Here is a 23,061-nt window from a genome sequence, read left to right on the forward strand (position 1 = left end):
ACATGAGTTTACTAAACAAAACAAGAAGGCTTAACCGATTGCTGCAAAAGGAAGCGGGAAATGCGGTTAGCTTTATGGATATGGCGGAAGTGCTGCGGGATATCGTTATCGCGAATATTTACGTAGTAAGCCGCAAAGGGAAAATTTTGGGGTATGCAACAACGAATGATCCTATTTCACCCGAAATGAATCAAGCCATACTACTTGAACGCCGATTCCCGGCGGAATCCAACAATCTTCTTTTGAAAATTGAAGAGACCACGTTAACTTCGGAACCGAATAGTCCGTATTTCTATTACACGGAACAAATGAAGGATATGTTTCCATATACGCACACGACATTGGTTCCGATCATCGGCGGCGGGGATCGTTTGGGGACATTGATTTTAAGCCGCAACGAAGGTGTCTTTATTGATGACGATTTAGTATTGGCGGAATACGGTTCGACAGTAATCGCTATGGAAATATTGAGGGAACGCGCCGAAGAGATTGAGGAAGAAGCGCGCAGCAAAGCTGTCGTCCAGGTAGCCATCGGTTCGCTTTCTTTCAGTGAGCTCGAAGCGGTGGAGCATATTTTTGAGGAGTTGGACGGGAAGGAAGGGCTGCTCGTTGCAAGTAAAATTGCGGATAGGGTCGGCATTACCCGTTCCGTGATCGTGAATGCACTTCGCAAATTGGAAAGTGCCGGTGTGATTGAAACGCGCTCGCTAGGTATGAAAGGCACTTATATCCGTATCCTAAATGAACAATTGATGCAGAGCATTGAACAAATCAAAACGAAGCTATAGTAGCTTAGAAGCAAAAGCCCTGTCTGATAAAAAGATAGGGCTTTTTTCTTATTGTAACTTTAGCTAATATCTTAGATGATTAGGGAAGCGAAGATTTTACATATTTCTACAATAAGATCTATATTAAATTCTTTTCCGAAAATAATGTCGAAATAAGAAGGAATACTTCTTCGGGTTGTGGAATTATATTGTCGAATACTATATTGAAAGGGGGTAGCGCGCATGTCTTTGTTGGACAAACCAAGTTGGAATTTGATGGAGCGTTCGCTGGATGCATCGACGCTAAGACAAAAGGTTATTGCGAACAACGTCGCCAACGTGGATACACCCTACTTTAAGCGTTCAGATGTTATGTTTGAGGAGCTATTACAAGGTGAGATGAATTCATCAACACCCTCTATAGAAGGTTATCGGACAAACCCTAGGCATTTCTTTATAGGCAAATCAAATAATTTGCCAACTTCTGAAATAAAGAAGGATGAGTCAACAGCGATCAACAACAACATGAACAACGTCGATATGGATTACGAGATGTCGTTGATGGCCAAAAATCAGCTTAAATATAATACGATGATTCAGCAAATGAACAGCGAGTTCAAGAAAATGCGCACAGTGCTAGGAGGTAAATAATAATCTATGAGACTTACAAACGGATTTGACATCAGTGCCTCAGCGCTTACGGCGCAACGATTAAGAATGGACGTCGTTTCTTCTAATATTGCCAATGCGGATACGACGCGGGCGAAGTTTGTTGACGGGAAATGGGTACCGTACACAAGGAAGGTTGTTTCGTTCGAGACCAAATCCCAGCCGAGCTTTGCACAATCGCTGCAGACGGCTATGGCTGATGGAACGGGGGAAGGCGTGCGAGTGAACAAAATTTTTGAAGATCAATCGCCGCTGAAGCAAATTTATAACCCAAGTCATCCCGATGCGGATGCGAACGGATTTGTGTATATGCCAAATGTTGACGTGTTGAAAGAGATGGTCGATATGATATCGGCGACTAGATCGTATGAAGCGAACGTAACCGCATTGAATGCAAGTAAATCGATGATAACCAAGGCATTGGAAATCGGTAGATAATTATTACGGGAGGTTGCAGCATGATTGACAAAATCAGTTACAGTCCATTGAACATCATGAGTTCCGTACAGCCCAAGGATCACTCGGGAGAAGGGGCTGCTGATCTCGGCAAACGTTTCGGTTCTTTCTTGAATGATGCCATGAATAATTTGAATACCAGTCAGCAGCAGGTTGATCAGCTGAATCAGAGCTTCATCAAAGGTGAGCTATCGGACGTGCATCAATTGACCATCGCTAGCGAGAAAGCATCGTTAGGGCTTGAATTGACGGTACAAGTTAGAAATAAAGTTCTTGAAGCATACCAAGAAATGATGAGAATGCAGCTGTAATTCAGGAGATGCTGCTAATACTTTGGTTCGATGAGGTGACAGAGTGAACGAGAACCTGGTCCAATACTGGGATAAAGTGAAGCAGTATTGGAATCGATATAGTAAAACAACGAAGATAACGTTTATCGCTACGGTTGTCCTTTTGATACTTACTGCTGCAATTATTAGTATTAATTTGTCTAAGACTGAGTATTCGTTGGCTTTCACTGAACTGCAGCCTAGCGATGCCGCTGCGATTAAAGGTTATCTGGATACTGCTAAGATCCCTTATAAACTTAGTGCTGATGGTAAGAGTATCGAAGTGCCGACTAGTGAAGTTGCAAATGTAAAGCTTGGAGTTGAATCGCAAGGGCTCAACAAGAACGGCTCTCTGGGATTCGGTGCTTTTAGCAACAGCAGTTCATTTGGTATCACGGATAATGAGTTCAAAGTGAAATACTTGAGTGCGATTCAAGGTGAACTGCAGCAGTTGATTAATTCCAATCAAGCGATCGCAGGTTCAAAAGTGTTGATTTCCCTCCCGGAAGAAGGCCCATTCCTGCAACAGCAGCAGGAGAAAGCGACCGCATCCGTAGTTCTTCAATTGAAGCAAGGCTACACACTGGATCAAGGGAAAATCGATACGATCTACAATTTGGTCTCACACAGTATCAAAAATCTTCCGATCGAGAATATCACGATATCCGATCAGTATGGACAAAGCCTGGTCTCTTCCAAAGCGGGTGGACAATCTTCTTCCAGTTTGGTATCGAGCCAATCGGATATTAATGATAAGTTCCAGAAAGATTTGCAGAGAAACATCACGAATATGCTTGGCACGATGTTTGGCCGCGATAAGGTGAACGTGAGCGTCTTCTCGACCATGAACTTCGACCAGAAGAAGAGCAAAGAGCAGCTGGTCTCCGCGCCGAATCAAGTGGATCAAAAAGGACTAGAGATTTCTTTGCAGGAAGCAAGCGAGTCCTATCAGAATAACGGTTCCGAAACAGGCGGTGTGCCTGGGACTGGTACGACAGACGTTCCCGGTTACCCCGGATCATCGAACTCCGGTAATTCCAATTCCGAGAAAAACAGCAAGACCGTTAATTACGAGGTAAACCGTATTACCAACGATATCGTTTCCACGCCATATGTAGTGAAAGACCTTAGTATTAATGTAGGAATCGAGCCGCCGGTGAAAGATGATCCTACCTCTTTGACCGTTGAAATGAAAACAGCCGTCCAGAACGCTTTGGTGAATATCGTACGAACCGCGTTGGCTGATAATAAAGCTACCTATACAGACGAGGAACTGCAGAAAAAAGTTACAGTTCTTGCCCACTCGTTCGCAAGACCTGCGGATACGCTGGCTTCGAAAACGACAACATACTTGACTTATGCAGGTTTGGCGTTGGCTGCGCTGGCAATCGGTGCGATTGCAGGCTTTGCCATCAGAAGACGCAGAAAAGCCGCTCAGCAGCAAATGATGGATCAGGATTTGAATGTTTCCGCGGCGAAAGCGGAGCTTCCTACGATCGATATGGAAAATGTAACCAATGACAATCAAGTGCGTAAGCAGCTGGAAACTCTTGCGAAGAAACGTCCGGAGGATTTTGTCAATCTGCTTCGTACCTGGTTAGTAGACGAATAGAGGTGCACTTGTATGGCCAAAGCTGCTCTAAACGGGTTAACCGGGCGACAAAAGGCAGCCATTCTTTTGATCAGTTTAGGCCCGGAGGTGTCCGCTCAAATTTTCAAACACTTGAGAGAAGAAGAAATTGAGCAGCTGACACTAGAGATTGCGAATGTTCGAAAAGTCGATTCCTATGAGAAGGAATCCATTCTGGCAGAATTTCATCAAATTTGTCTGGCCCAGGAGTTCATCTCGCAGGGCGGGATTGCTTATGCCAAAGACATCTTGGAGAAAGCGCTCGGTTCGCAGAAAGCACTTGATATTATTAATCGTTTGACGGCAACGCTGCAAGTTCGACCGTTCGACTTTGCCAGAAAAGCCGATCCTGCACAAATTTTAAACTTTATTCAGAATGAAAATTCACAGACGATAGCGCTGGTGCTGTCTTATCTACAGGCTGATCAAGCATCGATCATCTTGTCGTCGCTTCCGCAGGAGAAGCAGGCGGATGTTGCGAAACGGATTGCACTGATGGACAGCACTTCTCCGGAAGTCATCTCTCAGGTGGAACGGGTTCTGGAACAAAAACTGTCTTCTACGGTTACGCAGGATTATACGAATGCCGGCGGTATCGCGTCTATCGTACAAATCTTGAATGGGGTTGACAGAGGAACGGAACGTACGATTCTCGACTCGCTCGAAATTCAAGATCCTGAATTGGCTGAAGAGATCAAGAAACGGATGTTCGTCTTTGAGGATATCGTCAATATAGACAATCGTTCCATTCAGCGTATTATCCGCGATATCGAGAATGCCGATCTGCAGCTTGCGCTCAAAGTGGCAAGTGAAGAAGTACGTGACGTTCTGTTCAAAAACATGTCCAAACGGATGGCCGAGACGTTCAAGGAAGAAATGGAATTCATGGGACCTGTTCGTCTGCGTGACGTTGAGGAAGCCCAAACCCGCATCGTTGCGACGATCCGCCGTTTAGAAGAATCAGGAGAAATCATCATCGCACGCGGTGGAGGAGATGATATTATTGTCTAATGTCATTAAATCATTTGCTTATTATGCATTGGATGATAAGAAAATCGTTGAAAGCATAATGCCGTTTCAATTCGCTCGGGATGGTCTGGAGGATGAGAATCAACTAACTCCAGAACAACAACAAGAGCTTATGGAAGCGACGAATCTGAAAGATCAAATTCTGCAAGACGCTGAAGCATTCGCGAATGAGCAAATTCACCAAGCCATGCAGGAATGCTCGGACCTGCGTGATCAAGCGCAAGCTGAGATTGCGGCATGGTGGGAGTCGCGCCGCGCTGAGGATGAAGAACATATCGCTCAGTCCATGCAGGCCGGCTTCGAAGAAGGCTACAACCAAGGCGTAACGCAAGCCGAAGAGACGCTTCGGCAAGAATACAGTGAAATGTTAATGGAAGCCCAAGGAATTTTGGATCAGGCTTACAAACTGAAACAGCAAATTATACAAGAGTCGGAACCGTTTCTCATTGAACTCAGCACATCGATTGCCGAGAAAGTAATCGGTCGACAACTAACGTTGAACCCGGAGTGGGTCATCGAGTTGATTCAAACCGTGCTGTCTCGCAGAAGGGAGACAGGGATTATCGCATTATGCGTATCTCCATCTCAATTCGCCTACATTCAAGATGCCCGCGAAGAATTGCTCACTTCGATCGATTCCCAAGCCGAGCTCCAGATTATTCCGGATTCGACCGTCCAGGACCGGGGATGTGTCATTCGCTCTTCGTTCGGAAGCATCGATGCCAGAATCGACACGCAGTTGAAAGAGATCAAATCAGCCTTGCAGCAGTTAGCCACTCAAAGTGAGGGAACCGCATCATGAGTACCACGCTACCGAAAGTGGACAAGTACAAAGATCACTTGAACAACATCGATCCCATTCGCGTGAACGGCAAAGTGACGCAGGTCATCGGCTTAACGGTCGAATCCGAAGGTCCGGATGTAAGCATCGGAGATCTTTGCTACATCTACCCGCATAAATCGACCAAGCCGCTCAAAGCGGAAGTCGTCGGGTTTCGCAGCAACAAAGTGGTACTAATGCCGCTAGGCGATTTGGATGCGATCGGTCCCGGCTGCGATGTCGTCGGAACGGGCAAACCACTCACGGTCCAGGTCGGACACGAGCTGTTGGGCAAAGTGCTGGATGGTTTGGGCCAACCTCTGGACGGATCGTTCCTGCCTTCTAGAATGGCACAATATTCGACCAACAATGCGCCAAGCAATCCACTGGCTCGTCCAAGGGTGCTTCATCCCATTTCCGTAGGAGTCCGCTGTATCGATGGCTTATTGACGATCGGTAAGGGACAGCGTGTCGGTATTTTCGCCGGGTCCGGTGTCGGTAAAAGTACGCTCATGGGCATGATTGCCCGGAATACTTCCGCGGATGTCAATGTAATCGCACTCATCGGAGAGCGGGGACGTGAAGTCCTGGATTTTATTGAACGTGATCTGGGTCCCGAGGGTCTTGCGAGATCCGTTGTGATCGTAGCCACATCCGATCAGCCGGCATTGATTCGAATCAAAGGCGCCATGATTGCGACAAGCATCGCTGAGTATTTCAGAGACCGCGGCCTCAATGTCATGATGATGATGGACTCTGTCACCCGGTTCGCCATGGCGCAGCGGGAGGTCGGACTTGCCGTTGGCGAGCCGCCTGCAACGCGCGGTTATACGCCGTCTGTTTTCGCTATGCTGCCGAGGCTTTTGGAACGATCGGGTACAGGTCCCAAAGGATCCATTACAGCATTCTACACCGTACTGGTCGATGGCGACGACATGAACGAACCGATCGCCGATGCCGTTCGAGGGATTCTGGACGGACACATCGTGCTGAATCGGAGCATCGCGAACAGAGGCCATTACCCAGCGATCGATGTGTTATCCAGCGTCAGCCGTGTAATGAAAGAAATTGTTCCAACCGAACATATGGAAGCAGCCGATCACCTGAAGCGGTTACTCTCTATATATAAAGATTCGGAAGATCTGATTAATATAGGGGCGTACCAAAAAGGTTCTAATCCAAATATTGATGTCGCTATCGATCATATTGAAGCGATCTGGGACTTCACGAAGCAGAGAACTAGCGAAAAGTTAACTTATGAAGAAGCGCAGCAACGACTGATTCATGAATTTTATAAGGGATGAGGGTCCTGAATGCATTTTCGTTATTCTTTCCAACAAATTCTCAATTTGAAAAACAATGAAAGAACGCAAGCGGAATGGATTTTGTCTGAGGCCATGGGGCAGCTGCGGAATGAAGAGACGAGCTTACACGGATTGTTTCAGCAGAAAGAAAATCTTCAGAACGAGATGGCAGCTGTGTCGAGCGATTCCGTGTCCATCTCCAAGATGCTCATGCTGCAAACCTATATGGACCACGTGGATAAACAAATCGCCAGCAAGCATAAAGATGTTCAACAAGCTAAGCACGTCGTGCTTAAGAAGCAAGAGTATCTTTCGGAAAGAATGATCGATGAGAAGGTATGGACGAAGGCAAGAGAGAAGGCATTCAACCAATTTCAATCTTTTGTCGCCAAAAAAGAGCAGGAAGCTCTGGACGAGATGGCAACCAACCGATTCAGACGACTCTCTTATTGAGGAAGGTAAAGGAGGAAAGAGGAGATGGCCGATACTAGCATGGAAGGTGCATCCTATAGTGCACTGGAGCGGTTTCTGATATGGTTTGTCATCCCCTTTGTGTTTACGGCAGTCCTGCTCTTCGTGTTGCTGTCAATCTTTGATTACGATATTAAGTCGAGTATTCAGAAAGCGCTGCATAACACGCCGGTAATCGGCGCTGTCGTCCCTGCTCCGAAAGAGAAAAGTGTGGAAGCCGGCTCCGGCAAGGCAGCAACGCCAGAAGAAAACATGAAGACGAAGGATGAAGAGATTACGAAGCTGAATGCACGAGTGGCAGAATTGCAGTCCGCTCTGCAAAAGGCTGAAACGGCATCCGAACAGAAGGATCAATCCATCAAGGATTCCGATGCAAAGATTGCCCTGCTCGAAGAGCAGCTCAAAGACAAAACGCAATCGGAAGAAGAGTACACGAATCAAATTACGCAGCTGGCCAGCATGTATGCCAAGATGACGCCTAGTAAGGCGGCTCCGATCATGGAAGCGATGACGCCGAAAGAAATGGTACTGATCTTCTCCATGATGAAGTCGGACAGCAGAGGTGCAATCCTGGAAAAGATGAGCGCCGCCAAAGCGGCTGAAGCGTCTATGGGACTTAAAGACACAGTCCCTGTTCGCGACAGAGAAATTGCCGCCTTACAAGAGCGATTGGCAACGAACGGTGTGAGCACGGCGAAGGCATCGACATCCGTCAGCAAGTCGGATCTCGGACAAACGTTCGCGAACATGACACCGAAGAGCGCCGCCAACGTGATTTTAGAAATGAACAAAGCGAATCCGGATAAAGTATTGGCTATTCTTAGCGGCATGGACAATGCGTCCCGTTCCAAAGTGATGTCAGCGCTATCGGATGCAAACAAGGAAATCGCGGCTTCCATAACGGCTAAAATGGTTCAGTAACGAACTTTGTACAAGACGGAAGGAGGTGAATAAGATGGACGTACAAATGCAAGCAGTACCAACAGCAACAAGCACATCAGCTTCAGCAAGTAAGACCAATTCAGCGAATGCGGCAACTGCGGATGGTTTCAGTCAAGCATTAGGTGATCAGCTTGCACAAGATCAGACCGCTGGTGACTTGAATGCAGCCGATCCGGCACTTTCTCTGGACATGCTGCTCCAGATGCTGCAAAGTCTGGTGATGCCGGTTAGCGGAGCTGTCGTTCAAGATACTGCGACAGAAGAGCAAAGCTTACCTGAAGCAGTCATTGATGCGATGAACAGCAACCCGGCATTAGCCGAGCAACTGCTGCAGGATCCAGGTGTTAAGCAATGGTTCGCAGATGCACAACAGTTATTGCAATCGTTCGGGGTAACGTCGGCAACAGCCGGTTTGGCGCTTACAAACAAATTAAATTTGCAAGGGTCAGAGCTGACCAGTTTGCAGGCTCAGAATACGCTGCTTACTTTAGCGTCGTTGTCGAAACAACAACCCGAGAATCCGATTCTGAATTTCCTCATGCAGGACTTGCAGGAGACGATTCAGCCGTTGTTAACAGAGCTCATGACGAGCGGTAAAGCGCAACCTCTGGAGGCTGCCGCTAGTGAAGCAATAGAAGGCATGCTGAAAAGCAACAAAAAGGAGTCAGCCTCCACGGACAAAGTAAGTCATCACAAACAGGCAGCTAAGAAGTCCGAGGAGTTGAGTTCGGATGGAATCGATTCTTACACAATGATTCAACCAACCAAATCGAAGCTTGAAGTTCTGGCACTAAGAAACGTGCTGCAAGCATCGTTCGTTGAGACGGCTTCAACCCAAGAGGAATCGCAACCAGCTCTGGTGGATTTCCCTACCGAGGTTGCAACAACAGCAAATACGGTTGTCACAGCCGGAGATTTGCAGAAAGCGCAGCTTACACCAATGACAGTCGACAAAGCGGCTTCCGCTACAATCAATGCTTCCAATTTTGCCGAAGAAATGACGGAGCATGTGCTCAAGAATATGAAAGTCACGGTTGCTGAAGGCTTCTCTGAAGCGAAGCTGTCCTTGTTCCCTAAGAACCTGGGACATATCGACGTCAAAATCTCGATGCATGATGGTCAACTTATCGCTCAATTTGCAGCAGATTCCTTAGCTGCCAAGCAAATGTTAGAAAACCAGCTGCCTCAGTTGAGACAAGCGCTTCTAACGCAAGGCTTGCAAGTTGAGAAGCTAGAGGTTACTCAAAGTCCGAATATGCAGTCCAGCATGTTCCAAGAGCAGCGTCAACAACAAGCTTTCAGTCAATCGCAGCGTCAAAACAAAAATGGATCCGGCAGCTATAAGGTGGAGTCGCTTGATTTCGATCAAGAGGCCGAGCAGACCGCCACAGTCCGAACTTCCGTGAACGGAAATTCATTTGATGTGACTGCCTAGATGTATGCATCATTGAAGCAGTTGGAGGTGATATCGTGGCAACAAACCCGATTGTAGGCAATGTGACCGACTTGATTAATGCGGGGAAGAATACCAAGACGAAGGAGAAAGACAACAATGCGTTGGGGAAAGACGATTTCCTGAAAATCTTGATTACCCAGCTCCAGAATCAAGATCCGACGCAGCCTCTGCAGGATAAAGAGTTCATCGCCCAAATGGCGCAGTTCACATCCGTCGAACAGTTGACGAATATGGCTAGCGAAATGAAACTGATGCGTCAATCGCTCGGTTACGTATCAAACTTGATTGGCAAATCGATTACTTGGGATGAAACAGATGCTTCCGGCACAACGACAGAAAAGTCTGGCGTCGTTGATTCGATTACGTTCAAGGACGGGAATCAATACGCCAATGTGAAGGGAGTGGAAATTTCGCTAGACAAGCTCAAGAAGATTGAGAATGTCGAAGAAACCCCATGACAGAGAGAATATCCATAGGTCAATTATATCCTAATGCGGTTTCTCCAGCGTCTGCGAGACGAACACCTGTACAGCGGCCGGTATCCAACCCCGGTAATCCCACATTTCATAAACTTCTTCAGGAGCAATTTGTTCGTTTCAGTCATCATGCGGAGGTTAGGCTGAAAGAGCGAGGCATTCAATTCAAACCGGAGCAGCTGGATAACCTTAGCAAAGCTATAGATAAAGTTGCAGCCAAAGGAGCTAAGGATGCCCTGATGGTTCTTGGCGGGAACGCCTTGATCGTCAATGTCCCTAACCGGACTGTTGTGACGGCGCTTGATGGAAACGCAATGAATGATCATGTTTTCACTCAGATAGACAGTGCCATTATTATTTCATAATCAGGCTCGACCGCGCAGGAAGCCTGGAGCTGTGGAACGAAGGAAGCAGCTCGTCATGTATGATTTTAATCCGATTAGGAGGATTGCTAGATGTTAAGATCTTTGTACTCTGGTGTTTCAGGTATGCGTGGTTTTCAAACAAAATTGGATGTTATCGGTAATAATATCGCTAACGTAAACACCATTGGATTTAAAGGCAGCCGTGTTATGTTTAAAGACATTCTCAGCCAGACGGTGTCGGGAATTAGTGCGCCAGACGAGAACCGCGGCGGTGTGAATGCTCAACAAGTCGGATTAGGCGTGAGCATAGCTTCTATTGACACTGTACATACCCAAGGCAGTGCCATGACAACGAATGTACCTACTGACCTGCGTATTAATGGAGATGGATTCTTCGCAGTCGGGACTGCTGAGCAAACAGATGCACCTTACTTAACTAGATCAGGGAACTTTACGTTGGATCCAAGCAGAAATCTCGTTAACGCCGAAGGCTTGCACGTAATGGGAGCAGACGGTGCCGGACCCATCATCATCCCGGAAGAAATCGTCTCGTTCTCGATTTCTCAGAATGGCGATATCATCGGTGTGGATAACACGGGAGCTACGGTTGCCACAGGCCAGAAGGTCGGCGTCGTGAAAGTCGTCAATCCGTCGGGTCTTGAGAAGATCGGCGGTAATTTGTACCGGATGACAGCCAATGCCAATCCTGAAGGGGCTATCGAAGTCGTGGCACCTGGCGATACCGAGACTGGCACGGGAACACTTATTTCCGGTCAACTGGAAATGTCAAACGTAGATTTAACGGGTGAATTCACTGAAATGATTATCGCACAGCGCGGTTTTCAAGCGAATTCCCGGATTATTACAACGTCTGACGAAGTTCTTCAAGAAGTTGTCAATCTGAAACGTTAATTTTGATTAAAATGACAGAGGGGAGCTAGTCTCCCCTTATCCTGATGCAGGAGGAGAAAGATGATTTCTCTCACTCGTTTAAATGGTAAAGCCATCATCCTAAATGCTATCTTGATTGAGATGATCGAGGAGACGCCGGACACCATGATTACATTAACGACAGGCAAGAAAATCACAGTACTCGAGAAAGCAGAGGTTGTGGTAAGCTTAGTGCGGACCTACATGCAGGAGATTGGCTCAATACGAGCGACAATTATGTCAAAGGATGCGGAGGGTTCGTAATTGTTTAAGAACAAAATTTTTGTTTTAGTTGTCTCAATTTTAATCGCTATCACGCTAATTCTGACAGCAGCATTCGTGTTGTGGAACTTTATGGAGAAGAACAGTCAATCGAGCGACCCCGCCGAGCAAGCGCAGAAAGCCGTTGCCAGCGTGAAGCCGACAAAGGCTCCTTCAGCAGAAACGGTGAAAGCTAATACAGCGATTATCAAAGATATTTTGACGAATCTGTCAGGCAGCCAAAATTTCATTAAAATCAGTTTCGCTTTCGAAATGGAAAACGCCAAAGGCAAAACCGAGTTCGACAGCTTGCTGGACTCCGCAGTGAAGGGCACGATTGTGCAAACGCTTGGTGATATGACGAAAGATCAGATCGAAGGAAGCAAAGGTTCCGACAGTTTAACATCAACATTAATGAACAAACTAAACCCATTGCTGCACGATGGTAAAATCAAACAAATTTGGATAACCGATAAAGTACTTCAATAAACTCGCTTTTGATTTTGCTTAAAGGAGGTGACTCTAATGGTTGATGTTTTGTCGCAAAATGAGATCGATGCTTTGTTAGCGGCGTTGTCCTCTGGCGAAATGGATGCGGACGAACTTAAAAAGGAAGAGACGCAGAAGAAAGTCAGGGCTTACGATTTCAAAAGAGCCGTTCGCTTCTCCAAAGATCATATTCGCAGCTTAACTCGGATTCATGAAAACTTTGCAAGGTTTTTGACGACTTACTTCTCTGCACAGCTTCGTACATTCGTACAAATTAATGTAGTTCAGGTGGAGCAGCTGCCTTACGACGAGTTTATCCGGTCGATCCCGAAAATGACCATTTTGAACATCTTTGAAGCGGAGCCTTTAGAGGGTCGAATGGTGCTTGAGGTTCATCCTAACGTTGCTTTCGCCATGCTGGACCGATTGCTAGGCGGTGCGGGGACTTCCCCGACCAAGATTAATGCTTTGACTGAGATTGAAACGATTGTTATGGAACGTATTTTTAGCAGAGCGTTTGACAGCCTGCAAGAGGCTTGGAAAACCGTGATTGATATACAGCCTCGATTAGAGGCACTTGAGACCAATCCGCAATTTATGCAGATTGTTTCACCGAACGAAACGATCGCATTGATTTCCTTAAGCACCAAAATTGGCGACACATCCGGAATGATCAACCTGTGTATTCCGCATGTCGTCATCGAACCGATCATGCCTCGTCTCTCGGTACATCACTGGTTCGTATCGCAGAAGAAGACGAGAGCCCCTGAAGAAGTGGAAGCACTTCAATCGCGCTTGGAGAAAACCAAGCTGCCTCTCATTGCAGAATTGGGTTCGTCCGAAATTTCAGTCCGGGATTTCCTTGGCTTAACTGTCGGCGATGTCATCCCGCTGCAAAAATCCGTCGAAGATTCGCTTCAAGTCAAAGTGGGCGAGAAGCTGAAATATCTCGGAAGCCCCGGTACCAGAAAAGGGAAGATGGCTGTGCAGATAACAGATATCGTAAATGAAGGAGAAGAAGATAATGACGAATAATAGAGATTATTTGTCCCAGGAAGAGATCGATGCCTTATTGAGACAGTCTTCGGACGATAGTTCAGCCTCTTCTTTCCACGGGTCTCCGCAAGTTGAAGATTATTTATCTTCCTTGGAACAAGATGCTTTAGGTGAAATCGGCAATATTACATTCGGCAGCGCGGCGACGGCATTATCCACATTGCTGGGCAAAAAAGTCGATATTACGACTCCGAAAGTATCCGTCATCGGCAAGGAAGAACTGGAGCAAGAGTTCCCGAAACCTCATGTGGCGGTGCATGTGAACTATGTTGACGGCTTCGACGGCATTAACTTGCTGGTTATCAAAACGCGCGACGCACAAGTCATCGCCGACTTAATGATGGGCGGGGACGGAACTGGCGGAGATGAAAATCTGAGCGAAATTCATATCAGCGCCGTACAAGAAGCGATGAATCAAATGATGGGCTCGTCGGCGACTTCGATGTCTACCATCTTTAATCGATTTGTCAACATTTCTCCCCCAGGAATCGACATATTAAATTTGTCGAAAGGAGAAGGAAAACTACCTGACGAAGACGTATTTATTAAGATATCGTTCCGACTCATCATTGGCGACCTTATTGATTCCAATATCATGCAATTATTACCTGTTCCTTTCGCCAAAGAAATGGTATCGATCCTTATGGGGGGCGGATCCGATTCTGCCATGGAAGCTGCTCCTGCCGTTCAAGCGCCGGCACCAAATTCTATTCCTGCCCCGGCACCTGCGCAGGAAGTTCATACACCGCCCTCTGCCGCTGCTCAACCGATGTATGAGCAACCGATGTATCAGCAGCAGCCTATGTATGAACAACCGATGTACCAACAGCCGATGCAGCCGCCGATGGGCCATCCGTCGATGGGACAACCGATGTACCCACCGCAGCCGATGTATCAACAACAGCCGCCAGCAGCTTATAACGGCGGGATGCCTAATCGGAATGTGAATGTGCAGCCGGTGCAATTCGGCAATTTGCAGAACGGTTCCTTAGGGCATGCGGACGATACGAACCTTAATTTACTACTGGATATACCTCTTAAGGTAACTGTAGAATTAGGCAGGACACATAAGGTGATTAAAGACATCTTGGAATTGTCCCAAGGATCGATTATTGAATTGGATAAGCTAGCAGGTGAGCCTGTAGACATCTTAGTGAATAATAAGTTGATTGCCAAAGGCGAAGTCGTCGTCATCGATGAGAACTTTGGGGTTCGTGTTACGGACATTGTCAACCAATGGGAACGAATTCAAAAGTTGCAATAATTTAATTTTAGGGGGACTTTATTCATGGCTAACCGTATTCTTATTGTTGATGATGCTGCATTTATGAGAATGATGATTCGTGATATTTTAACCAAAAATGGTTATGAGGTTTGTGGTGAAGCGAACGATGGCGCTCAAGCTATCGAGAAATACAAGGAATTGAAGCCTGACCTGATTACAATGGATATCACTATGCCTGAGATGGACGGTATTCAAGCTTTGAAAGAAATCAAGAAGATTGAGCCAAATGCGAAAGTTATCATGTGTTCAGCGATGGGTCAGCAAGCGATGGTTATCGATGCGATTCAAGCCGGAGCCAAAGATTTCATCGTGAAGCCGTTCCAAGCAGACCGCGTTATCGAAGCGATTAAAAAGACTCTAGGTTAAGCCGTCTTCATTCGGTCGAGTCTTACATAAGCCGAAAGGGATGTGACTATGAGAAGACTCAACTCGATTAAACGACTTTTAACAGGTGTACTTAGTTTATCTGCCTTGTTGTATACCCAGTCCCTGAGCTTTGCGGAAACAGAGCCGGGACAAGGGATTCCTTCTTCAGAATTCCCTACAACGGATGCCTTCGATTCGTTTGGCATGATTGTGAAGGTTATTTTCTACTTAATCTTAATTATTCTCCTTTTCTATGTCCTTATTAGGTACATGGCGAAGAAAAATAAGGGAACCATGTTCGGGAACTCGATTCGCTCATTAGGTGGAGTTCCCCTAGGCCAAAACAAATCGATTCAGATCGTTGAGATTGGCCGCTCGCTCTTCGTGGTAGGCGTCGGAGACAACATCCAACTGCTGGACAAGATCAATGACGCCGATGAAGTAGCATACATTACAGAGTTGCTTACGTCCTCCCAAGATGATCGAATGGGCTTCACGACCGTAAGCAAGTGGATCAGCAAGCTGCCGGTGAAGAAGAAAGACATAGAAGAAGAGGTTGAACTCACTTCGACCTTCCAGCAAGTGTTTCATGATAAGCTGCAACGAGTAACGAACCGTAACAAACACGTGGAAGATTGGATTTCGGATCAAAAACATAAAGATCGGTTGAATGATGAATGAAAAGAAATAAATTAGTGTTCATGCTTCTGGTTGCGTTGGTTTCCGTGTTTCTATTATCGTTAACTGCATCTGCCGCGGAGCCGGATCCGAATAATCCGATTCCTGGCTTGAATGTCAATATCGGGACCGGAGGTACGGCTGCCGGATCCTCCAACACAGTAACTTTGTTGCTTCTATTGACTGTATTAAGCCTAGCGCCGTCGTTTCTCATTCTTATGACCAGTTTCACACGCATTGTCATCGTGCTTGGATTCGTGCGCACTTCGCTCGGTACCCAGCAGATGCCACCCAATCAGGTTCTAATCGGACTCGCTCTGTTTTTAACCTTTTTTATCATGTCTCCAACTCTGGGAGAAGTTAACCAAGTCGCCCTTCAACCTTATTTGAAAGGTGAAATTAATCAAACCCAAGCGTTCGAGAAAGCCGCCCTGCCGATGAAGAAATTCATGTTCAAACATACGAGGCAGAAGGACTTAAAGCTATTCTTAGATTACACCAAGGCTAAGGCGCCGACAGGCGTAGAAGATATCCCACTTACTTCATTGGTTCCAGCCTATGCCATCAGCGAATTGAAATCAGCTTTCCAGATGGGATTCATGATATTCATTCCATTCCTCGTCATCGATATGGTCGTGTCCAGTACGTTAATGGCCATGGGGATGATGATGTTACCGCCAGTCATGATTTCATTACCTTTTAAGATTCTGCTATTTATTCTTGTCGACGGTTGGTATCTTGTGGTGAGATCGTTACTCTTAAGCTACGGTTGAGGATCGAAATATCGGAGGTTTCCTAGATGGGTTCGGAATTTGTTATTCGCATTGCCGGTGAAGCTGTGTATACCGTTCTTAAAGCAAGCGCACCTATGCTGGTGATTGGACTTGTTGTGGGTCTGATCATTAGTATTTTTCAAGCGACGACGCAGATTCAAGAGCAAACACTTGCTTTTGTTCCCAAAATTGTTGCCGTATTGCTCTCCATCTTAATATTTGGACCGTGGATCATGAACACATTGGTTGATTTTACGTTTAATTTACTCAACAACCTTTACAAATTCGTTGGATAGGTTGTGAGCGCGATGACATTAGTCTTTCAAGCAATTCCTATTTTTTTGCTTATCTTTTGTCGAATTACATCGTTCTTTGTCGTGGTTCCGATTCTTTCCTCCAGAAATGTCCCGATGATGTTCAAAGTCGGACTTTCTGTATTCATTTCGTTCATCATCTTCGCAAGTATGGGGTTGGATAAGCCGATTCCGCTAGATGGTGAATATGTACTTTTGATTATTCGCGAAATGCTGATTGGCATTTTGCTTGGTTTCGTGGCCTATATCTTTTTCTCGGTCATTCAGACGGCCGGCTCTTTCATGGATATGCAAATCGGTTTCAGTATGGCGAGCGTCATTGATCCGTTGACAGGAGCCTCGACCCCCATGCTGGGGAATCTGAAGTATATGATTGCCGTCTTATTGTTTCTATCTTTCGATGGCCATCATTATCTACTTCGAGCCATAATGGACAGCTATCAATGGGTCCCGCTCGACAACAAATTGTTCGCTCAAATCTACAATGGCCAAGTTTCCGATTTCTTATTTCATTCGTTAGCCAAAATGTTTTATCTTTCGTTTCAACTCGCTGCTCCCATCATAGCAGCCCTTTTTTTGACGGATTTAGGTTTGGGGCTTTTAACGCGCGTTGCGCCGCAATTTAATATTTTCGTCATAGGCGCACCACTCAAAATGATTCTGGGCTTTTTCTTGCTGATCGTTTTGTTCCCGGAATTGATCTCGCAGTTTCAAGGTTTGTTCGCAACGATTTTCGATTATATGGAGAAGCTGCTCGGGCTTATGAACGGCACACAGCAACCATCTCCGTAGGCAGGAGGAAGCCGTGTCCCAACAACTTCGCTTACAGCTTGATTTACAATGGTTTGCTGGGGAAAAGACGGAACCTGCAACGCCGAAGAAAAGGCAGGAAGCCCGTAAGAAAGGTCAAGTTGCCAAAAGCATGGATTTGCCCGCGGCAATGATTCTGCTTTTTTCATTCGTATCGTTTCTCATGTTCGGCAGTTTCATGAAAGAGAAAATACTCCATATTTTCCTTAACGTATACGAGAATCAGCTCAACATGGACATTACCATGAGCAATGTGCAGGTACTCTTCGTGGATTTGGTGCAGCAGGGTTTGTTTATCTTAGCGCCGATCTTTCTGCTTGTCATGATCATTGCCATCGTCGGAAACTATGCGCAGATCGGCTTCATGTTTATTGGCGAACCGCTTATGATGAAGTTCAACAAAATCAATCCGATTGAAGGATTCAAGCGCATTTTCTCCTTGCGGACCGTGATGGACTTCTTGAAATCAACATTGAAGATGACGATCATCGGTTATGTCGTGTACACCACGTTAATGGGTGAAAAGGCTAAACTGTTAGGTTTGGGCCATGCACCGCTGGAAAGCACCTTCTCCTTCATTGCATCGGTAACGCTCAAGCTGGGTATTAAGATCGGTGCTGTATTGATCGTTCTTGCAATTCTTGATTATATCTATCAGAAATATGAATATGAGAAAAGCTTGCGAATGTCCAAGCAAGACATCAAAGATGAATATAAGAAAAGCGAAGGCGATCCGCTTATTAAAGGGAAGATCCGGGCCAAACAGCGCCAGATGGCCATGCAGCGGATGATGCAGGAAGTGCCCAAAGCGGACGTGATCATTACGAACCCGACGCACTTCGCGGTCGCATTGAAATATGATGCATCGAATATGCAAGCTCCGACCGTCATCGCCAAAGGCGCCGATTATGTAGCCTTGAAAATCAAAGAAGTGGCCAAGAAGAACGGCGTTATGACGATGGAGAACAAGCCGCTTGCCAGAGCGATTTTCGCACAAGTCGAAATCGGGGAGGCGATTCCCGCCGAACTATTTCAGGCAGTCGCAGAAGTATTGGCTTACGTTTATAAAATGAAAGGTAAGACGAATTAAACGAGAAGGGAGGTACAATCTAATGAAAGTGAAAGATTTAGTCGTCCTTATAGGTATTATCGGTATCGTATTAATGATGATTGTACCAATTCCAATCCCTTTGCTGGATTTTCTCCTGATTATTAACATTTCCGTCGCATTGATGATCATCTTGGTGGCGATGAATACCCAAGAGGCGCTGCAGTTTTCCATTTTTCCATCTTTGCTCTTGATCACAACCTTGTTCCGGCTAGCTCTGAACGTATCGACAACGCGGAACATTTTATCTCATGCCGAAGCCGGCGACGTGGTCAGAACTTTTGGTTCTTTCGTAGCACAAGGCAATATTGTCGTGGGATTCGTTGTCTTTCTTATCCTTGTCTTGGTTCAGTTCATCGTAATTACCAAAGGTTCTGAGCGCGTTGCCGAAGTTGCAGCGAGATTTACACTCGACGCGATGCCCGGTAAGCAAATGAGTATTGATGCCGATCTGAACGCCGGCTTAATTAACGAGGTACAAGCCCGCGAGCGCAGACAGAAGATTGAGCGGGAAGCCGATTTCTACGGAGCGATGGATGGTGCCAGTAAATTCGTCAAGGGAGATGCAATCGCAGGTATCGTGATCCTCGTCATCAATTTGATCGGCGGCTTTATTATCGGGATGACCATGAAAGGCATGGACTTCTCGGAAGCGCTACAAACGTTCTCGATCTTAACGATCGGCGACGGATTGGTGTCGCAGATTCCAGCCCTCTTGATTTCGACGGCTGCCGGTATTATTGTGACACGAGCTTCTTCGGAAGGTAATTTGGGTCATGACGTCACGAAGCAATTGACATCGCAACCCAAGCTGCTCTATATCGTAGCGGGGACGCTCGTGATGCTTGGCATTTTCACACCTATTCATTGGTTCACAACATTCCCGATCGCGGGTTTGTTGGTTTTCGCGGGTTACAAGATGCAGAAAAATTTGGAGCGCGAAGCGATCAAAGAAGAACAGCTTGTGGAAGAACAGCAGATCGAGGAAGTGCGCAGTCCAGAGAGCGTTATTTCGCTGCTTCAGGTTGATCCCATTGAGTTTGAGTTCGGCTATGGCCTCATTCCGCTTGCGGACACGCAGCAGGGAGGGGATTTGCTCGATCGCATCATCCTCATCCGCCGCCAATGCGCACTTGAGCTTGGTGTCGTCGTGCCGGTTATCCGGATTCGCGATAATATCCAGTTACGTCCTAATGAGTATATCATCAAAATTAAAGGCAATACGGTTGCACGCGGCGAACTACTCCTTAACCACTACCTGGCTATGAGTCCAGGGATTGACGATGATTCGATTGCAGGGATCGAAACGACGGAGCCTGCCTTCGGATTGCCGGCGATCTGGATTGACGAAGTGACGAAGGAGAGAGCGGAGCTGTCCGGTTATACCGTTGTCGATCCGCCATCCGTCGTCGCTACGCATCTGACGGAAATTATTAAGAAGCATACGCACGAGCTGCTCGGCCGTCAAGAAACCAAAGCGCTTATCGACAATGTGCGCGAGTCTTACCCGGCGCTTGTGGATGATCTCATTCCATCCGTTCTTTCCATTGGCGATGTCCAGAAAGTGTTGGCCAAGCTGCTCCGGGAGAAAATTTCGGTCCGCGATTTGGTCACTATCTTGGAGACGCTCGCCGATTACGGTACCTATACGAAGGATCCCGAGATTTTGACGGAATATGTGAGACAGTCGCTGTCGCGTCAAATCACACAACAATTTACTTCTTTGGGAGATTCCTTGAAAGTCATCACGGTCGGTCCGTCCGTGGAGAAGAAAATTGCCGATTCCGTGCAGCAATCCGATCAAGGCAGCTACTTGGCGCTTGATCCATCATCGTCACAAATTATTTATCACCGCGTCAGCGAGCAGGTGACCAAGTTGATTCAATCCGGTCAACAGCCGGTCATTCTGACTTCACCTACGATTCGGATGTATTTACGGCAATTGCTGGAGCGCACGCTGCAAGACATCCCTGTTTTATCGTACAGCGAGCTGGAGCCTAGCGTAGAAATTCAGAGCATGGGGGTAGTCAATTTATGAGAGTAAAACGATATGTTGTCGATTCCATGCCTGATGCGCTGCAGAAAATTCGCACGGATCTAGGCAAGGACGCCGTCATCCTGAACACCAAAGAAATTCGCACAGGCGGATTTCTTGGCATGTTCGGCAAGAAAAAAATCGAGGTTATCGCAGCGATCGATAATGCTAACACCGCGCCAGCTGCGCCTAGAGTAGCTCAGCAGCCTCAACCGGTTAAGGTGCCCGCAGCCGCGATGCAAGGGCAAGCAGCGAGATCGGTTCCGTATCAATCCGATTTTCCCGAGGTTCCCGATGTGCTGGCGCCTGTCTCCGTTCCGAAAGCGCCTGTAGCTGTTAGCGCCGCTTCTGAGCCGCCGGCGCAGTCGCAAGCTGCCCAACTGCAAACCGCTGTTCCACTAACCGGGCAAGCGTCAACGGCATATACGCCTGCTTCAGTTCACACAGCCAATCGGTCTGTTTATCAGAAAGATGACCACCTGATCGATGAGCTTAAACAGATGAAGGAAATGATGAAGAAGCTGACGCAAGCTTCCGACGTAGATCTTCTTCCGGAGCCGCTGCAAAAGCTTGAACAGCGCCTCTGCGATCAAGAGGTCGACCCTGCCTTAGTGCGGCAAATCATGGAGGAAACGTTAGCGGATTTCAGGCTCGCGGACGAACCGGTCACGGACGAAAGTGCCCGGCAGCTCGTTAGAGTGAAGCTAGGCCAACTCTTTCAGACGAATCACAGCAAACGCATATCGCCATCAACGCGCGTTGTTCATTTCGTAGGACCAACAGGTGTTGGTAAAACGACGACAATTGCCAAGCTGGCCGCCGAGCAAGTGCTGAAATATCAGCGCAAAGTCGGCTTCATTACGTCGGACACGTACCGGATTGCGGCAATCGAACAGCTCAAAACGTATGCGACCATTTTGAACGTTCCTTTGGAGGTTGTGTTCTCGCCGCAGGATTTGGTCAAAGCGTTTCATCATTTGGCGGATTGCGACGTGATCTTCATGGATACGGCCGGTCGCAATTTCCGTAACGAAATGTACGTCTCCGAGTTGAATTCGCTTCTCTCCACGCAGGGCAGCAGCGAGACGATTCTAGTGCTGAGTCTAACGACGAAGTACCGGGACATGAAGGCCATTACGAACAATTTCAATAAGTTCAAATTGGATAAAGTCATTTTCACCAAAATGGACGAAACGGATTCTTACGGTGCCATTGTTAATGTTGTTCACGAGTTCTCCTTGCACCTCTCGTATGTGACGAACGGTCAAAACGTTCCGGACGACATTACGGAGCTGGACGAGTGGCAAATTATCGATATGTTATTGGAGGAACCTCAAGCATGAAGGATCAAGCAGAAGGGTTGCGGAACCTGGTCCAACTTCAGAATGATAAAGCCACTAGATCAACCAGGATTATTACCGTGACTAGCGGAAAGGGTGGCGTCGGGAAATCCAATTTCACGCTGAACTTTGCATTAACGCTTCAGTCCCAAGGTTATAAGGTTCTAGTTTTTGATGCTGACATCGGCTTAGCGAATATTGACGTATTAATGGGAATTTCATCCAAATACAATCTGTATCATCTATTGAAGAGAGAGAAAACGATCTGGGAGATTATCCAGAAGGGTACAGGTAATTTGGATTTCATCGCCGGTGGATCCGGCTTTAACGACTTGCTCCGCTTATCCCAAGAGGAGCTGGATTATTTCGCAGAACAAGTGATGCAGCTTAACGGCTACGTGGATTTCATCATTTTTGACACAGGGGCCGGTTTATCGAAAGAAACGCTAAAGTTTATTCTAGCCGCCGAAGAGACGTTCGTCGTAACAACACCTGAACCGACGTCAATCACCGATGCTTACGCAATTATTAAGATGGTTAGCTCCATGGGGCACAACGTTTCTTTCAAACTCATTATCAATCGCGTCACGGATATGAAGGAAGGGAAGCAGACGGCGGACAAGATTGCCTTGGTTGCCAAGCAGTTCCTGGATCTTCATATTCCTACCCTTGGTTATCTGGACGAAGACATATCGGTTTCCAAAGCGGTCAGAAAGCAAGTCCCTTTCACGGTAGCCTTCCCGAATTCAGGCGCGGCGAGAAGTCTCCAAACGCTCGTCGAGAATTATTTGAAAGGCTATTCGGTTATCGAAGCACCTTCTACGGGTGTCAAGGGCTTTTTAAATAAAATGATGAAACTTTTAAAATAGGATTTTCGCGAGTCGTGTCGAATTAGCACATAA

The 23,061-nt window shown here is 46.7% G+C and carries 27 protein-coding genes; all 27 read left to right on the forward strand.

The features are described from left to right. Positions 1 to 2: 2 nt before the first annotated feature. The 27 genes from codY (at position 3) to J2X61_RS27915 (ending at position 23,028) form a co-directional block, all read left to right on the forward strand. Entirely contained in the window at positions 3 to 788 is a 786-nt protein-coding gene (gene codY, locus J2X61_RS27785; protein WP_274471305.1) for a GTP-sensing pleiotropic transcriptional regulator CodY, read from the forward strand. Between the two features lie 222 nt (positions 789 to 1,010). Further along, complete coding sequence (flgB, locus tag J2X61_RS27790) at positions 1,011 to 1,418, forward strand: flagellar basal body rod protein FlgB (protein WP_274471306.1); 408 nt, start codon at positions 1,011 to 1,013, stop codon at positions 1,416 to 1,418. A gap of 6 nt (positions 1,419 to 1,424) precedes the next feature. Next, positions 1,425 to 1,874 carry a flagellar basal body rod protein FlgC gene (gene flgC / locus J2X61_RS27795; RefSeq protein WP_310192590.1) on the forward strand — a complete coding sequence of 150 codons (450 nt, stop codon included), beginning with the start codon at positions 1,425 to 1,427 and terminating at the stop codon, positions 1,872 to 1,874. A 20-nt stretch (positions 1,875 to 1,894) separates the two neighbouring features. Continuing rightward, positions 1,895 to 2,203 carry a flagellar hook-basal body complex protein FliE gene (gene fliE / locus J2X61_RS27800; RefSeq protein ID WP_310192592.1) on the forward strand — a complete coding sequence of 103 codons (309 nt, stop codon included), beginning with the start codon at positions 1,895 to 1,897 and terminating at the stop codon, positions 2,201 to 2,203. Between the two features lie 43 nt (positions 2,204 to 2,246). Continuing rightward, positions 2,247 to 3,833 (forward strand): flagellar basal-body MS-ring/collar protein FliF, encoded by a 1,587-nt coding sequence (gene fliF, locus J2X61_RS27805; RefSeq protein WP_310192595.1) that lies wholly within the window; start codon positions 2,247 to 2,249, stop codon positions 3,831 to 3,833. 12 nt (positions 3,834 to 3,845) lie between these two features. Continuing rightward, positions 3,846 to 4,862, forward strand: a complete 1,017-nt coding sequence (gene fliG / locus J2X61_RS27810; RefSeq protein ID WP_274471310.1) for a flagellar motor switch protein FliG — start codon at positions 3,846 to 3,848, stop codon at positions 4,860 to 4,862. After that, positions 4,855 to 5,682: a FliH/SctL family protein gene (locus J2X61_RS27815; RefSeq protein WP_310192600.1), complete on the forward strand. Its 828-nt coding sequence runs from the start codon at positions 4,855 to 4,857 to the stop codon at positions 5,680 to 5,682. The genes fliG and J2X61_RS27815 overlap by 8 nt, the downstream gene beginning before the upstream one ends. Continuing rightward, positions 5,679 to 7,004, forward strand: a complete 1,326-nt coding sequence (fliI, locus tag J2X61_RS27820; RefSeq protein ID WP_274471313.1) for a flagellar protein export ATPase FliI — start codon at positions 5,679 to 5,681, stop codon at positions 7,002 to 7,004. Before J2X61_RS27815 ends, fliI begins: the two co-directional genes overlap by 4 nt. Positions 7,005 to 7,013: 9 nt before the next feature. Continuing rightward, positions 7,014 to 7,457: a flagellar export protein FliJ gene (gene fliJ, locus J2X61_RS27825; RefSeq protein WP_310192603.1), complete on the forward strand. Its 444-nt coding sequence runs from the start codon at positions 7,014 to 7,016 to the stop codon at positions 7,455 to 7,457. A gap of 24 nt (positions 7,458 to 7,481) precedes the next feature. Further along, a complete protein-coding gene (locus J2X61_RS27830; protein WP_310192604.1) occupies positions 7,482 to 8,396 on the forward strand; it encodes a MotE family protein in 915 nt (304 codons plus the stop codon). A gap of 34 nt (positions 8,397 to 8,430) precedes the next feature. Further along, positions 8,431 to 9,852 (forward strand): flagellar hook-length control protein FliK, encoded by a 1,422-nt coding sequence (locus J2X61_RS27835; RefSeq protein ID WP_310192606.1) that lies wholly within the window; start codon positions 8,431 to 8,433, stop codon positions 9,850 to 9,852. Positions 9,853 to 9,887: 35 nt separating this feature from the next. Then, positions 9,888 to 10,331 carry a flagellar hook assembly protein FlgD gene (gene flgD, locus J2X61_RS27840; protein WP_396135517.1) on the forward strand — a complete coding sequence of 148 codons (444 nt, stop codon included), beginning with the start codon at positions 9,888 to 9,890 and terminating at the stop codon, positions 10,329 to 10,331. Then, positions 10,328 to 10,714 (forward strand): TIGR02530 family flagellar biosynthesis protein, encoded by a 387-nt coding sequence (locus tag J2X61_RS27845; protein ID WP_310192608.1) that lies wholly within the window; start codon positions 10,328 to 10,330, stop codon positions 10,712 to 10,714. Before flgD ends, J2X61_RS27845 begins: the two co-directional genes overlap by 4 nt. 90 nt (positions 10,715 to 10,804) lie before the next feature. Then, on the forward strand, positions 10,805 to 11,626 hold the full coding sequence (gene flgG, locus J2X61_RS27850) for a flagellar basal body rod protein FlgG (RefSeq protein ID WP_310192612.1): 822 nt from the start codon (positions 10,805 to 10,807) through the stop codon (positions 11,624 to 11,626). A gap of 60 nt (positions 11,627 to 11,686) precedes the next feature. After that, on the forward strand, positions 11,687 to 11,908 hold the full coding sequence (locus J2X61_RS27855; RefSeq protein ID WP_274471320.1) for a flagellar FlbD family protein: 222 nt from the start codon (positions 11,687 to 11,689) through the stop codon (positions 11,906 to 11,908). Next, positions 11,909 to 12,394, forward strand: coding sequence for a flagellar basal body-associated FliL family protein (locus tag J2X61_RS27860; RefSeq protein WP_310192617.1), 486 nt, complete (start codon positions 11,909 to 11,911; stop codon positions 12,392 to 12,394). Between the two features lie 36 nt (positions 12,395 to 12,430). Beyond that, entirely contained in the window at positions 12,431 to 13,429 is a 999-nt protein-coding gene (fliM, locus tag J2X61_RS27865) for a flagellar motor switch protein FliM (protein WP_310192619.1), read from the forward strand. Next, positions 13,419 to 14,714, forward strand: coding sequence for a flagellar motor switch phosphatase FliY (gene fliY / locus J2X61_RS27870; protein WP_310192621.1), 1,296 nt, complete (start codon positions 13,419 to 13,421; stop codon positions 14,712 to 14,714). Before fliM ends, fliY begins: the two co-directional genes overlap by 11 nt. A gap of 24 nt (positions 14,715 to 14,738) precedes the next feature. Beyond that, complete coding sequence (locus tag J2X61_RS27875) at positions 14,739 to 15,101, forward strand: response regulator (RefSeq protein ID WP_126144987.1); 363 nt, start codon at positions 14,739 to 14,741, stop codon at positions 15,099 to 15,101. Between the two features lie 48 nt (positions 15,102 to 15,149). Then, positions 15,150 to 15,782, forward strand: coding sequence for a flagellar biosynthetic protein FliO (locus J2X61_RS27880; protein WP_274471327.1), 633 nt, complete (start codon positions 15,150 to 15,152; stop codon positions 15,780 to 15,782). Next, on the forward strand, positions 15,779 to 16,552 hold the full coding sequence (gene fliP / locus J2X61_RS27885) for a flagellar type III secretion system pore protein FliP (protein WP_310192626.1): 774 nt from the start codon (positions 15,779 to 15,781) through the stop codon (positions 16,550 to 16,552). Before J2X61_RS27880 ends, fliP begins: the two co-directional genes overlap by 4 nt. Before the next feature lie 26 nt (positions 16,553 to 16,578). Next, a complete protein-coding gene (gene fliQ / locus J2X61_RS27890; RefSeq protein ID WP_127451055.1) occupies positions 16,579 to 16,848 on the forward strand; it encodes a flagellar biosynthesis protein FliQ in 270 nt (89 codons plus the stop codon). 12 nt (positions 16,849 to 16,860) lie between these two features. Beyond that, the gene (gene fliR / locus J2X61_RS27895; protein ID WP_274471330.1) at positions 16,861 to 17,658 is read left to right on the forward strand and encodes a flagellar biosynthetic protein FliR; all 798 of its coding nucleotides are present in this window, start codon (positions 16,861 to 16,863) and stop codon (positions 17,656 to 17,658) included. Positions 17,659 to 17,671: 13 nt separating this feature from the next. Continuing rightward, on the forward strand, positions 17,672 to 18,766 hold the full coding sequence (flhB, locus tag J2X61_RS27900; RefSeq protein WP_274471331.1) for a flagellar biosynthesis protein FlhB: 1,095 nt from the start codon (positions 17,672 to 17,674) through the stop codon (positions 18,764 to 18,766). A 22-nt stretch (positions 18,767 to 18,788) separates the two neighbouring features. Then, positions 18,789 to 20,822 carry a flagellar biosynthesis protein FlhA gene (gene flhA, locus J2X61_RS27905; RefSeq protein ID WP_310192634.1) on the forward strand — a complete coding sequence of 678 codons (2,034 nt, stop codon included), beginning with the start codon at positions 18,789 to 18,791 and terminating at the stop codon, positions 20,820 to 20,822. Further along, a complete protein-coding gene (flhF, locus tag J2X61_RS27910) occupies positions 20,819 to 22,162 on the forward strand; it encodes a flagellar biosynthesis GTPase FlhF (protein WP_310192637.1) in 1,344 nt (447 codons plus the stop codon). The genes flhA and flhF overlap by 4 nt, the downstream gene beginning before the upstream one ends. Beyond that, a complete protein-coding gene (locus tag J2X61_RS27915) occupies positions 22,159 to 23,028 on the forward strand; it encodes a MinD/ParA family protein (protein WP_310192640.1) in 870 nt (289 codons plus the stop codon). Before flhF ends, J2X61_RS27915 begins: the two co-directional genes overlap by 4 nt. Positions 23,029 to 23,061 lie beyond the last annotated feature (33 nt).

The organism is Bacillus sp. 3255 (assembly GCF_031456485.1).
Taxonomy (GTDB): Bacteria; Bacillota; Bacilli; order Paenibacillales; family NBRC-103111; genus Paenibacillus_E.

Excerpts from the sequence above, each read along its gene's own strand:
- J2X61_RS27835 (WP_310192606.1), top strand. The coding sequence starts at position 8,431 with ATGGACGTACAAATGCAAGCAGTACCAACAGCAACAAGCACATCAGCT.
- J2X61_RS27880 (WP_274471327.1), top strand. The coding sequence starts at position 15,150 with ATGAGAAGACTCAACTCGATTAAACGACTTTTAACAGGTGTACTTAGT.
- fliQ (WP_127451055.1), top strand. The coding sequence starts at position 16,579 with ATGGGTTCGGAATTTGTTATTCGCATTGCCGGTGAAGCTGTGTATACC.
- fliJ (WP_310192603.1), top strand. The coding sequence starts at position 7,014 with ATGCATTTTCGTTATTCTTTCCAACAAATTCTCAATTTGAAAAACAAT.
- J2X61_RS27915 (WP_310192640.1), top strand. The coding sequence starts at position 22,159 with ATGAAGGATCAAGCAGAAGGGTTGCGGAACCTGGTCCAACTTCAGAAT.
- fliR (WP_274471330.1), top strand. The coding sequence starts at position 16,861 with ATGACATTAGTCTTTCAAGCAATTCCTATTTTTTTGCTTATCTTTTGT.
- fliM (WP_310192619.1), top strand. The coding sequence starts at position 12,431 with ATGGTTGATGTTTTGTCGCAAAATGAGATCGATGCTTTGTTAGCGGCG.
- fliY (WP_310192621.1), top strand. The coding sequence starts at position 13,419 with ATGACGAATAATAGAGATTATTTGTCCCAGGAAGAGATCGATGCCTTA.
- fliG (WP_274471310.1), top strand. The coding sequence starts at position 3,846 with ATGGCCAAAGCTGCTCTAAACGGGTTAACCGGGCGACAAAAGGCAGCC.
- flhF (WP_310192637.1), top strand. The coding sequence starts at position 20,819 with ATGAGAGTAAAACGATATGTTGTCGATTCCATGCCTGATGCGCTGCAG.
- flgG (WP_310192612.1), top strand. The coding sequence starts at position 10,805 with ATGTTAAGATCTTTGTACTCTGGTGTTTCAGGTATGCGTGGTTTTCAA.
- flhA (WP_310192634.1), top strand. The coding sequence starts at position 18,789 with ATGAAAGTGAAAGATTTAGTCGTCCTTATAGGTATTATCGGTATCGTA.
- fliP (WP_310192626.1), top strand. The coding sequence starts at position 15,779 with ATGAAAAGAAATAAATTAGTGTTCATGCTTCTGGTTGCGTTGGTTTCC.
- flgC (WP_310192590.1), top strand. The coding sequence starts at position 1,425 with ATGAGACTTACAAACGGATTTGACATCAGTGCCTCAGCGCTTACGGCG.
- J2X61_RS27855 (WP_274471320.1), top strand. The coding sequence starts at position 11,687 with ATGATTTCTCTCACTCGTTTAAATGGTAAAGCCATCATCCTAAATGCT.
- flgB (WP_274471306.1), top strand. The coding sequence starts at position 1,011 with ATGTCTTTGTTGGACAAACCAAGTTGGAATTTGATGGAGCGTTCGCTG.
- J2X61_RS27830 (WP_310192604.1), top strand. The coding sequence starts at position 7,482 with ATGGCCGATACTAGCATGGAAGGTGCATCCTATAGTGCACTGGAGCGG.
- fliE (WP_310192592.1), top strand. The coding sequence starts at position 1,895 with ATGATTGACAAAATCAGTTACAGTCCATTGAACATCATGAGTTCCGTA.
- J2X61_RS27845 (WP_310192608.1), top strand. The coding sequence starts at position 10,328 with ATGACAGAGAGAATATCCATAGGTCAATTATATCCTAATGCGGTTTCT.
- fliI (WP_274471313.1), top strand. The coding sequence starts at position 5,679 with ATGAGTACCACGCTACCGAAAGTGGACAAGTACAAAGATCACTTGAAC.
- codY (WP_274471305.1), top strand. The coding sequence starts at position 3 with ATGAGTTTACTAAACAAAACAAGAAGGCTTAACCGATTGCTGCAAAAG.
- J2X61_RS27875 (WP_126144987.1), top strand. The coding sequence starts at position 14,739 with ATGGCTAACCGTATTCTTATTGTTGATGATGCTGCATTTATGAGAATG.